The organism is Caballeronia catudaia (genome assembly GCF_001544755.2).
Classification (GTDB): domain Bacteria; phylum Pseudomonadota; class Gammaproteobacteria; order Burkholderiales; family Burkholderiaceae; genus Caballeronia; species Caballeronia catudaia.
Window position 1 is genome coordinate 119,837 of record NZ_FCOF02000015.1, and the last position, 11,509, is coordinate 131,345.

Annotated in this window: 8 protein-coding genes; 1 reads left to right on the plus strand and 7 read right to left on the minus strand. The window is 64.5% G+C overall.

Annotated features, from left to right (window positions below; all coding sequences use genetic code 11):
* Positions 1-2 precede the first annotated feature (2 nt).
* Positions 3-1,559, plus strand: coding sequence for a DHA2 family efflux MFS transporter permease subunit (locus AWB75_RS18050; protein WP_061125450.1), 1,557 nt, complete (start codon positions 3-5; stop codon positions 1,557-1,559).
* Between the two features lie 52 nt (positions 1,560-1,611).
* Here AWB75_RS18050 and truB read toward each other — a convergent pair whose 3' ends face one another.
* The 7 genes from truB to scpB form a co-directional block, all read right to left on the minus strand.
* Positions 1,612-2,535: a tRNA pseudouridine(55) synthase TruB gene (truB, locus tag AWB75_RS18055; protein WP_061125451.1), complete on the minus strand. Its 924-nt coding sequence runs from the start codon at positions 2,533-2,535 to the stop codon at positions 1,612-1,614.
* Entirely contained in the window at positions 2,536-2,913 is a 378-nt protein-coding gene (rbfA, locus tag AWB75_RS18060) for a 30S ribosome-binding factor RbfA (RefSeq protein WP_061125452.1), read from the minus strand.
* Positions 2,914-3,008: 95 nt separating this feature from the next.
* Positions 3,009-6,023: a translation initiation factor IF-2 gene (gene infB, locus AWB75_RS18065; RefSeq protein ID WP_061125453.1), complete on the minus strand. Its 3,015-nt coding sequence runs from the start codon at positions 6,021-6,023 to the stop codon at positions 3,009-3,011.
* Positions 6,024-6,116: 93 nt separating this feature from the next.
* On the minus strand, positions 6,117-7,592 hold the full coding sequence (gene nusA / locus AWB75_RS18070) for a transcription termination factor NusA (RefSeq protein WP_061125454.1): 1,476 nt from the start codon (positions 7,590-7,592) through the stop codon (positions 6,117-6,119).
* Positions 7,589-8,047 (minus strand): ribosome maturation factor RimP, encoded by a 459-nt coding sequence (rimP, locus tag AWB75_RS18075; protein WP_061125455.1) that lies wholly within the window; start codon positions 8,045-8,047, stop codon positions 7,589-7,591. Before rimP ends, nusA begins: the two co-directional genes overlap by 4 nt.
* 353 nt (positions 8,048-8,400) lie before the next feature.
* Positions 8,401-10,245 (minus strand): 23S rRNA pseudouridine(2605) synthase RluB, encoded by a 1,845-nt coding sequence (rluB, locus tag AWB75_RS18080; RefSeq protein ID WP_061125456.1) that lies wholly within the window; start codon positions 10,243-10,245, stop codon positions 8,401-8,403.
* Between the two features lie 176 nt (positions 10,246-10,421).
* The gene (scpB, locus tag AWB75_RS18085; protein ID WP_061125457.1) at positions 10,422-11,411 is read right to left on the minus strand and encodes an SMC-Scp complex subunit ScpB; all 990 of its coding nucleotides are present in this window, start codon (positions 11,409-11,411) and stop codon (positions 10,422-10,424) included.
* Between the last annotated feature and the right edge of the window lie 98 nt (positions 11,412-11,509).

An 11,509-nucleotide genomic window follows, 5' to 3' on the forward strand; every position in this document is an offset into this window, starting at 1 on the left:
CCATGTCTGCGCAAAACGTCGTTCATCCGCCGCTTTCGGGCGGCAAACTCGTCATCGGGACGATCGCCGTGTCGCTCGCGGTGTTCATGAACGTGCTCGACACGTCGATCGCGAACGTCTCGATTCCGTCGATCTCGGGCGATCTCGGCGTGTCGTCCGATCAGGGCACGTGGGTCATCACGTCGTTCGCCGTTGCCAACGCGATCTCGGTGCCGCTCACCGGCTGGCTCACGCAACGCATCGGGCAAGTGAAGCTGTTTCTCGGCTCGATCATCCTGTTCGTGATTGCGTCGTGGCTCTGCGGTCTCGCGCCGACGCTGCCGTTCCTGCTCGCCGCGCGCGTGCTTCAGGGCGCGGTCGCCGGCCCGATGATTCCGCTGTCGCAGACGCTGCTGCTCGCGAGCTATCCGCGCGAAAAGGCGCCGATGGCTTTATCGATGTGGTCGATGACCACGCTGATTGCGCCCGTCGCCGGTCCGGTTCTGGGCGGCTGGATCTCCGACAACATTTCGTGGCCGTGGATCTTCTACGTGAACATCCCGGTGGGCTTCGCGGCGGCAATCGCCACGTTCGCGATCTTCCGCGACCGCGACTCGGCGATCCGCAAGGCTCCGATCGACACCGTGGGTCTCGGGCTGCTCGTGGTCTGGGTCGGCTCGCTGCAGATCATGCTCGACAAGGGCAAGGACCTCGACTGGTTCAACTCGACGACGATCGTCGTGCTCGCGCTGATCGCGGTGATCTCGTTCGCATTCTTCATCGTGTGGGAGCTGACGGCGGAGCATCCGGTCGTCGACCTTTCGCTCTTCGAGCTGCGCAATTTCACTGGCGGGACGATCGCGCTGTCGATCGGCTACGGGCTGTACTTCGGCAATCTCGTGCTGCTGCCACTGTGGCTGCAGACCGATATCGGCTATACGGCGACGAACGCCGGTCTCGTGATGGCGCCGGTCGGCCTCTTCGCGATCCTGCTTTCGCCGATCACCGGCAAGTTCCTGCCGCGCACCGATCCGCGCTATATCGCGACGGCCGCGTTCCTCGTTTTCGCGCTGTGCTTCTGGATGCGCTCGCGCTATACGACCGGCGTGGATACGTGGGCGCTCACGGTGCCGACGCTGATTCAGGGCATCGGCATGGCGGGCTTCTTCATTCCGCTCGTGTCGATCACGCTGTCGGGCTTGCCGGGGCATCGCATTCCGGCGGCGTCGGGGCTGTCGAACTTCGTGCGGATCATGTGCGGCGGCATCGGCACGTCGATTTTCTCGACGGCTTGGGAGCATCGGTCGATCGTGCATCACGCGCAATTGATCGAAGGCGCGAATGCCTACAACCCGGTGTTTGCGAATTCGATGCAGCAAATGGGCGCACTCGGCTTCTCTCAGGAGCAGGCTCGAGGCTTGTTCAACAGCATGGCCACGCAGCAGGCCGCGCAACTCGGCGTGAACGACATGTTCTATATTTCGGCGGGGATTCTCGTCGCGCTGATCGCGCTGATCTGGATCACGCGGCCCGAGCGTTCAGGCGGCGATTCGGCGGCGGCGGCATCGGCGGCGCACTGATCCCGGCCGCGCTCGATGGTGACGAAGGCCCGGATTTCAATCCGGGCCTCTCTCATTGTGCTGTGACAATCAGACGTTCCGGCGCGAGCACGCCCTCGCCTGCTTTGGCGACGCCCAGCAACCGGCGGCCTTCCTGCGCATAGACGCGCACGCGACCGTCTTCGAGACGCGTTTTCACGACATCCGCGAGCCGCAGACGCTGGCCGTGCAGAAAGCGTTGGGCCGCTTCGTCGTTCAGTTCGACGGCTGGAAATGTCGACAGAAGCGCGTCGACCGGTTGCAGACGCGCGTCGCGTTCGCTGTCGCTCAGGCTCGCCAGCGCGTCCAGCGTGACCGCGTGCTCGAGCGTCAACGCGCCGACACCCGTGCGGCGCAACGCTGTCAAATGCGCGCCGCATCCGAGCGCTTCGCCGATATCTTCCGCGAGCGTGCGCACATACGTGCCCTTGCTGCACGTCACGCGAAACGTCACGAGCGGCAACGCGCACGCGACCAGTCGCAATGCGTGGATCGTCACCGGCCGCCCTTCGCGTTCCACCGTTTGCCCCGCGCGCGCGTATTCGTAGAGCGGCTTGCCGTCGCGTTTCAGCGCGGAGTACATCGGCGGGATTTGAACGATGTTGCCGGGAAATTTCGTCATCGCATCGGCAACCGCGGCTTCATCGCACGTCACGTCGCGCGTGTCGAGCGCCTCGCCTTCGGCGTCGCCGGTCGTCGTGCGGATGCCGAGTCGCATCGTCGCTTCATACGTCTTGTCGGCTTCGAGCAAATCCTGCGAGAACTTGGTCGCTTCGCCGAAGCACAGCGGCAACAAGCCCGTCGCGAGCGGGTCGAGCGTGCCGGTGTGGCCCGCCTTCTTCGCGAGATAAAGCCGCTTCGCCTTGATCAAGGCATCGTTGCTCGACCAGCCCAGCGGCTTGTCTAGCAGCAACACGCCGTCGAGCGCGCGACGTGGAATCTTCGGGCCGCCTTTCACTTACGCGCCTTCTTCGTCATCTTTGGCGCGCGTCGCATTGGCTTCGTCGATCAGGCGCGACATCTCGACGGCCTTCTCGATCGTCTGGTCGTAGTGGAAATGCAGCGTCGGCACCGTGTGGATGTGCAGGCGCTTGAACAGCAGATTGTGCAAATGACCCGCCGCGTGATTCAGCCCTTCCTGCGTCTGCTTCGGGTCGCCGGTGAGCGTGGTGAAATAAACCTTCGCGTGCGCATAATCGGGCGTCAGTTCGACGCTTTGAATCGTCACGAGGCCGATGCGCGGATCTTTCACCTCACGCATCAGCTCCGAGAGATCGCGCTGGATCTGATCCGCAATCTGCACGTTGCGGTTCGCGGATGTCTTTCTTTTTGCCATGATTTCGTTCCGTTTTCTGAGCCGCCGCCGCTTCAAATGAAAAGGGCGGAGCGAGCCGCCAGGCTCACCCCGCCCTTTTATCAGCGGCTAGCGCATTACAGCGTGCGCGCCACTTCCGTCACTTCGAAGACTTCGAACTGATCGCCTTCGACGATGTCGCTGAAGTTCTTGATCGACATACCGCACTCGAAGCCCTGACGCACTTCCTTGACGTCGTCCTTGAAGCGCTTGAGCGAATCGAGCTCGCCGGTATGGATCACGACGTTGTTGCGGATCACGCGCACCGACGAAGAACGCTTGACGAAGCCGTCCGTGACCATACAACCCGCGATCAGGCCGACCTTCGGCACGCGGATCACCTGGCGCACCTCGACCATGCCCGTCACCGTCTCGCGCTTCTCCGGCGCAAGCATGCCGGACATCGCCGCCTTCACCTCATCCACTGCGTCATAGATGATGTTGTAGTAGCGGATGTCGATGCCGTTCGACTCGGCCACCTTGCGCGCCTGTGCATCCGCACGCGTGTTGAAGCCGATAATGACCGCCTTCGACGCCGTCGCCAGGTTGACGTCCGATTCGCTGATCGCGCCGACCGCGCTGTGCACGATCTGCACGCGCACTTCGTTGGTCGAGAGCTTTTGCAGCGATTGAACCAGCGCTTCCTGCGAGCCCTGCACGTCCGCCTTGACGATGAGCGGCAGGTTCTGCACTTCGCCTTCGCCCATTTGCTCGAGCATGTTTTCGAGCTTCGCGGCCTGCTGCTTCGCGAGCTTGACGTCGCGGAACTTGCCCTGACGGAACAACGCGATCTCGCGCGCCTTGCGCTCGTCCGGCAGCACGATGACTTCCTCGCCCGCGGCCGGCACTTCCGACAGACCCTGGATTTCCACCGGGATCGACGGACCCGCCGACTTGGTCGACTTGCCGGTTTCGTCGAGCATGGCGCGCACGCGGCCATAAGCGCTGCCCGCCAGCACGACATCGCCGCGGTTCAGCGTGCCCGACTGCACCAGAATGGTCGCGACCGGGCCCTTGCCCTTGTCGAGCTTGGCTTCGATGACGAGACCCTTCGCAGCCGCTTCGACCGGCGCGGTCAGTTCCATCACTTCGGCTTGCAGCGACACGTTTTCCAGCAGATCGTCGATGCCCTTGCCGGTTTTCGCCGACACTTCGAGGAACGGCGAATCGCCGCCGTACTCTTCCGGCACCACGCCTTCCGCGACGAGTTCCTGCTTCACGCGGTCGGGGTTGGCGTCCGGCTTGTCGATCTTGTTGATCGCAACGACGATCGGCACGCCGCCCGCCTTCGCGTGAGCAATCGCTTCCTTCGTCTGGGGCATCACGCCGTCATCGGCTGCAACGACCAGAATGACGATGTCGGTTGCCTTCGCACCGCGCGCACGCATCGCCGTAAAGGCTTCGTGACCCGGGGTGTCGAGGAAGGTGATGACGCCGCGCGGCGTTTCGACGTGGTAAGCGCCGATATGCTGCGTGATGCCGCCCGCTTCGCCCGCCGCCACTTTCGCGCGACGAATGTAGTCGAGCAGCGAGGTCTTGCCGTGGTCGACGTGACCCATCACCGTAACGACCGGCGGACGCGGCAGCTTTTCGGCCGTGTCTTCCGTCGCTTCGCCTTCGATCAGCAGCGCTTCCGGATCGTCCAGCTTTGCCGCGACCGCGCGATGGCCCAGTTCTTCGACGACGATCATCGCCGTTTCCTGATCCAGCACCTGATTGATCGTGACCATCTGGCCGAGCTTCATCATCACCTTGATGACTTCCGAAGCCTTCACCGACATCTTGTGCGCGAGGTCCGCCACCGAAATGGTTTCCGGCACGTGGATTTCACGGATGATCGGCTCGGTCGGCGCCTGGAACGACGTCTGTTCCTGATGCTTGCCGCGTCCCTTCGGACCGCCGCGCCAGCCGCGATCGACGCCGCCGCTGCTGTCGCCGCGCGTCTTGATGCCGCGGCGCTTTGATGCGTCGTCCTGCGACCAGCCGCCCTTGCCGCCAGCCTTTTTCTTGTCGGCTGCGCCTGCGGGCGCCGTCGTCGACGGTGCTGCGGTGCCGCCGGCTGCCGGCTTCTTCGCGGCAGCGGGACGTGCAGCCTGCGCGCCTTCCGGCTTTGCGGGCTTGTGCAGCGTGCCCTTCGCTTCGGCGGCCTTCGCCGCTTCCGCCGGCTTCGCGGCGGGCGCGGGTTCCGGCGCCTTCACCTGCGCCTTGCGCGGCGTGTTCATCATTTCGCGGATCGCGCGCGCTTCGGCCTCGGCCGCTGCACGGCGCTTCGCGATGGCTTCCTGTTCGAGACGCGCCTTTTCGGCCGCGGCCTTCGCGACTTCTTCCGCCTTCTTGGCGGCTTCGCGCTGCGCGGCTCGCTCGCTCGCGGCCTTTTCTTCCGCTGCCTTCTCGGCGGCCAGGCGTTGCGCTTCCTCGGCTTGCTTGTCCGCCTGCTTGTCGGCCTGCTTGTCCGCCGGCTTCGCTTCCGCCGCCGGCTGGACGCGCGTCTCGTGACGCGCGGCCTGCGCCGCACGCGAGATTTCCGCTGCCTGAGCCGCCGCCGCCGCACGGCGCGCCGCCTCTTCTTCCTGCTTGCGACGCTCGGCTTCCGCCGCTTCCTCGCGGGCGCGGCGCTCGGCTTCCTCGAGTTCGAGCTTCGCCTGACGCTCCTTCAGCTCGCGCTCTTCACGCTCGAGCTGCTCGGCAGCGTGACGCGCTTCTTCCTCGCGGCGCTGGAGTTCGGCCTCGTCGACTTCCGGCTCTTCGATGTGATTCGCCGCAGCCGCTTCGGGCTGCTCGACGCCGGTTTCGTCGCGCTTCACGAAAACACGCTTTTTGCGCACCTCGACCTGAATGGTGCGAGCTTTACCCGTTGCGTCGGATTGCTTGATTTCCGACGTATGCCGGCGGGTCAAAGTGATCTTGCGCTTGTCGGCGTCGGTGGAACCGTGCGACTTGCGCAAATGATCGAGCAGACGCGCCTTGTCCGTCTCGGACAGGTCGTCATTCGCGCTCGCTTTCTGGACGCCAGCCGCCTGCAACTGCTCGAGCAGGACGCCCGCAGGCATTTTGAGTTCCGCGGCAAATTGGGCTACGTTGTTACTCGCCATTCATTCCTCTTGATGCAAGGACATACCCTTGCGGTTAGATCGGGGTCACGCGGCCAGACAGGCCGCCAAATTTCAGTGCGCCATGGTCATTTCTCACTGGAACCAGTGTTCACGTGCTTTCATGATCAACGCCTTAGCGGCATCCTCTTCCATACCGGTCATGTCGACCAGTTCATCTACAGCCAGCTCCGCGAGGTCGTCGCGGGTCTGAATCTGGTGCTCCGCGAGCTTGGCCAGCAGCTCGGTGTCCATGCCGTCGAGACTCTTCAGATCGAGCGCGACGCCTTCGACTTTCTCTTCGTTGGCGATGGCCATCGTGAGCAGCGCGTCACGCGAGCGATTGCGCAGCTCGTGCACGGTGTCTTCGTCGAAGGCTTCGATTTCGAGCATTTCGTTGAGCGGCACGTAGGCGATTTCTTCGAGGCTCGTGAAGCCTTCGTCGATCAGGATGTCGGCGACTTCCTCATCCACGTCCAGACGCGCCATGAACAGCTCGCGCAACTTGCCGCGCTCTTCGTTCTGCTTCAACGCCGATTCGTCCGGCGTCATGATATTGATTTGCCAGCCCGTGAGCTCGCTGGCGAGCCTGACGTTCTGGCCGGCGCGGCCGATGGCGACCGCGAGTTCGTTTTCGTCCACGACGACGTCCATCGCGTGCTTTTCTTCATCGACGACGATCGACTGGACGGCTGCCGGCGCGAGGGCGCCGATCACGAACTGCGCGGGATCTTCCGACCATAGCACGATGTCGACGTTCTCGCCACCGAGCTCGTTGCGCACGGCCTGCACGCGCGAACCGCGGATACCGACGCAAGTGCCGATCGGGTCGATGCGCTTGTCGTAGGCGATCACCCCGATTTTCGCACGCACGCCGGGGTCGCGCGCGGCTGCCTTGATCTCCAGCAGGCCTTGCTCGATTTCCGGCACTTCGAGCTCGAACAGCTTCATCAGGAACTCGGGCGCGGTGCGCGACAGCTCGATCTGCGGGCCGCGCGCGGTGCGGTCGACCTTCGCGATGTACGCGCGCACGCGGTCGCCCACGCGCAGGTTTTCCTTCGGAATCAACTGGTCGCGGCGCAGCAGCGCTTCCACGCGTCCCGATTCGACGATGAAGTTGCCTTTGTCCAGGCGCTTCACCGAGCCGGTCATGATCTTTTCGCCGCGCTCGAGGAAGTCGTTCAGGATCTGCTCGCGCTCGGCGTCGCGCACCTTCTGCAGGATGACCTGCTTCGCCGCCTGTGCACCGATACGGCCGAATTCGATCGACGGAATCGGCTCTTCGATGAATTCGTCGATTTCTACGTCAGGCTTTTGCTCTTTCGCTTCGAACAGCAGGATTTCCTGGTCGGGCTCCTGCAGGCCGGCCTCGTCCGGCACCACGCGCCAGCGACGGAAGGTTTCATGCTCGCCGCTCTCACGGTCGATCGCGACGCGAATATCCACGTCTTCCTCGAAGAGCTTCTTCGTGGCGGAAGCAAGCGCAGCTTCGAGGGCTGCGTACACGACGTCCTTGTTGACGTTCTTTTCGCGTGCCAGCGCATCCGCCAGCATCAGTACTTCGCGACTCATTGTTTGCGGCTCCTAAAGTCAACCTTGGGGACGAGACGTGCCTTGTCGAGGTCCGCGAGCGTGAAATCCAGCATGGCGGCGCCGTCCTTCCCTTCAAATTCCAATTCGATCTTGTCGCCTTCGGGGGCGTGCAGGATGCCGCGGAACGATTTGCGTCCGTCCAGCGGCTTTTTCAATGTAATGGCGACCTCGCTGCCCGCGAAGCGCTCGAAATCCGCGAGCTTCTTGAGCGGGCGGTCGAGCCCCGGCGACGATACCTCGAGCCGGTCGTAGTCGATGTTCTCGACTTCGAGCAAGTATTGGAGCTGGCGCGTGACCTTCTCGCAGTCTTCGATGGCGATACCGGCCGGCTGGTCGATATAGACACGCAACATGCCGCCTCCCGAACGCTCGAGATCGACAAGCTCGTAGCCCAGGCCCGAGACCGTGGTTTCTATCAATTCCGTCAGTTGCACAGTAACTCCAAGGTGTTCGCGCGCTCCACGCCGAAACACCTGCGGGCGAGCGCCTTCATGCGGGCGCGCACCCCCGCTCCCGAGATGCCGAACCGAATAGCCAAAAAAAAATGGGCGCAACGCCCATCTTCTTCAACCGAGGTCGCACCCGGGCAGCGAAAAAAACTACGTGCCCAGCGACTTCATGATTTTAGCCATTTTTCAGGATAAACGCAAACGCAAAGCGCGCTTTCGGCCCTATTGAGGCCCGTTTCGCGCCGATTCCGCTTCGGCGATCCCAAAAAGCGAAGCGCCGCACATCGCCCGAAACCGCTGCACGGCGCCTCTTTTTCACTTCTTTGCGATTCCCGCGCTCAGCGGCCACGCGAGCGATTGCGCGGGCCGCGGCCGGCGCGCGCCTTCGCTTGTCCCGCGCCCTGCTGGGCACCGCCTTGCCGAGTGCCGCGCTGCGCGTTGCCGCCAGTCGCGCGCTTGCCCGCGCCGCCCACGCCCTGCGGTGCGCCTTGCGGGCGCGCGCCGCGCGGAGCCGGACGGGCGCCACTCGCACGATTGCCGTTCGGCTCGTTGCCGACACGATTGCCGTTCGGTTCGCGTCCGCCGCGGCGGCCCATGCCGCCGGCATTGCCCGCGCCCGCGTTGCCGCCGAATCCGCCCGTGCCGCCAAGGCCGAACCCGCCGGATGCAGCACCGCCCGGCTGACCGCGCCGCCCGCCGCGTCCCGGCGTCTGCTGCTGCGTCATGCGCGAATGCGAGCTCAGCACCGGCTCGCGCGTGATGAAGCCCATCGACGTCTGCATCGGATCGGGTTGCACGCGCGGCGCAGAACTGCGTCCGCCCTTCTCGGCCGTCGGCACCTTCAGCCCGACCGACGCCAGCAGGCTGCGCACCTGATTGTCCTCGAGCTCTTCCCAGCGGCCGCGCTTCAGCCCGCGCGGCAGCGCGATAGGACCGTGGCGCGTACGGATCAGGCGGCTGACCATGAGGCCCGCCGCTTCGAACATGCGGCGCACTTCGCGATTGCGGCCTTCCGCCAGCGCGACGTGATACCAGTGATTCGTGCCCTCGCCGCCGCCGTCCTGGATTCGCAGGAAATTCGCTGGACCGTCGTCGAGCTCGACGCCCTTCAGCAGCTTTTGCTTCATCGCTTCCGACAACTGGCCGACCACGCGCACCGCGTACTCACGCTCGACGCTGTAGCGCGGATGCATGAAGCGGTTCGCCAGGTCGCCCGACGTCGTGAGCAGCAGCAGGCCTTCGGTGTTGAAGTCGAGTCGACCGACCGCGAGCCACTTGGCCGTTTTCATCGACGGCAGCTTGTCGAACACGGAAGGACGGCCTTCCGGGTCGGCGTGGCTGACGATTTCGCCCGTCGGCTTGTGATACAGCAGGATGCGCGGCGGCTTGCTCGCGAGCTTGCGTTTGAGCGGCTTCCCGTTGATGCGCACCTGATCGGTCGGCATGATGCGCTGGCCGATGTGCGCGGGCTCGCCATTCACCGACACGCGCCCGGCGATGATCAGTTCTTCCATGTCGCGGCGCGAGCCCATGCCCGCATCGGCGAGCACCTTGTGCAGCTTCGGCGCGTCTTCGTCCGGTTCCAGCACGCGCTTTTGCTGAGGCGCGTTGCGGCCGCGTCGCAACATCGGTGCGCGCACGCCGCCCGAGCCGTTGTCGGCATCGAAGGCCGGCGAGGTCACGTAGGCGAACACGTCGTCGACGGCAGCAGCGGCCGCGCTCTCGACCGTCGCGGGCCCCGCGTCGTTGCGCTTGCCGCGCTTTTGCTGCGGCGGGTTCTTGCGCTGGCCGCCTTCGCGCGGTGCGGATGCGGGCGCCTGCGCAAGCGCTTCGCCCGCAACATCGACGCTGGCTTCGGCGGCCTCGGCGCGCGCATTCTTGCGGCCACGCGGATTCGCTCCTTCGCTTTTGCGCGGCTTGCCGTTCGGATCCCTGCGCGGCGTACGCACCTGCGCGGCGACGACGCCATCGGGCGGCGTCTCGTTCACCGCGCCCGGCGTGTCCGGCGCGTCCTCGGCGCCCTTGGTCTTCGCGACAGCGCGTCGCCGTGCGATCAGGCTGCGCGGCCCGCGGCGCAGTCCGCGACGCGGACGGTCATCGCCCTCGCCGCCGCCTTCCTCGGTGCTGTCGGTACGCGTGCGTTCGCCGGCATCGGCCGACTCAGGTGCGTCCGCGGCGTGCACGGGGCGCGCGGATTCAGGCGAATCGCTGTCGTGGGAATGTATCAAAACAACCTCAAATGTCGAATCGCGCGCCCGTCGCGGGCGCGTCTAAAAATCCGCTGATTGCACCGGCTGGTCGTCTCGAAATGATCTTTTTGGAGAGCCGGGTTGCGAAATCAGGGGCCATGCAAACCGAGTCAGGCGCGGCGCGCCTTCGGTTCTTCGGAGTCGTCGTCCAGTTCGTCGTCGTTCGATGGACTCGTGTCTTCCTGCTCTTGACGCGGCATCGACATGGGCGCGGCGTGCGCTTCATGCCTTTCGTGAGCCTCATGAGCTTCATGAGCTTCATGCGCGACGCCCGACGGCTGCGCGTGAATCCCGGCCGGCAATGCGACGCGCTCATCCTGCGCGCCCGCATGTTCCGTTCCGAGTCTTTCCTGCTGTTCTTCTGTCTCTTCTTGCCCGATGGCAGCACTCGCCGCGCGCTCATCGCTGCCGGACGTTCCGGCTTCGGCCGATGCTGCCGCTTCAATCGCGTTGACCTGCGCGGTCGCATCGCGTTCCCCGTCGACCGGCGCTTCCTGCGGCTGGCTCGCTGCCGGCTGCGCATCGCCCGCCACGCTGTCGGGGAATTCGATCGAATGCTGCGCGAGCAGCGATGCTTCCAGTTGCGCCGACGGATTGTCCAGCGCGGGCAGCTCGTCGAGCGCGGTCAGGCCGAGGTCGTCGAGAAACTGCTTGGTCGTCGCGTAGAGCGCCGGGCGACCCGGCACGTCGCGATGACCGATCACCTCGATCCAGCCACGGTCTTCCAGTTGCTTCACGACCTGCGTGTTCACCGTCACGCCGCGGATCTCTTCGATATCGCCTCGCGTCACCGGCTGCCGATACGCAATGATCGCGAGCGTTTCGAGCACGGCCCGCGAATACTTGGGCGGCTTCTCCGGGTGCAGCCGGTCGAGATAGATCCGCATTGCGGGCTTGCTCTGAAAGCGCCAGCCCGAGGCGAGCGCCACCAGTTCCACGCCGCGGCCCGACCAGTCGGCCTTGAGCGCTTCGAGCAGCGCGCGAACGGTATCCGCCGAAATGTCGTCGGCGAAGAGCTTGCGCAATTCATTCAGCCTCAGCGGTTCCTGCGCGCAGATCAAAGCAGTCTCGAGGACGATCTTCGCCTCTTGGGTATTCATGCAGCTTGAGTCAACCCTGTATGGTCAATGATTCAATTCAAATCGAGCTTGCGCAGGACCGAACGCTACCAAAATGGTGCGAACGATAAAGCTGGACG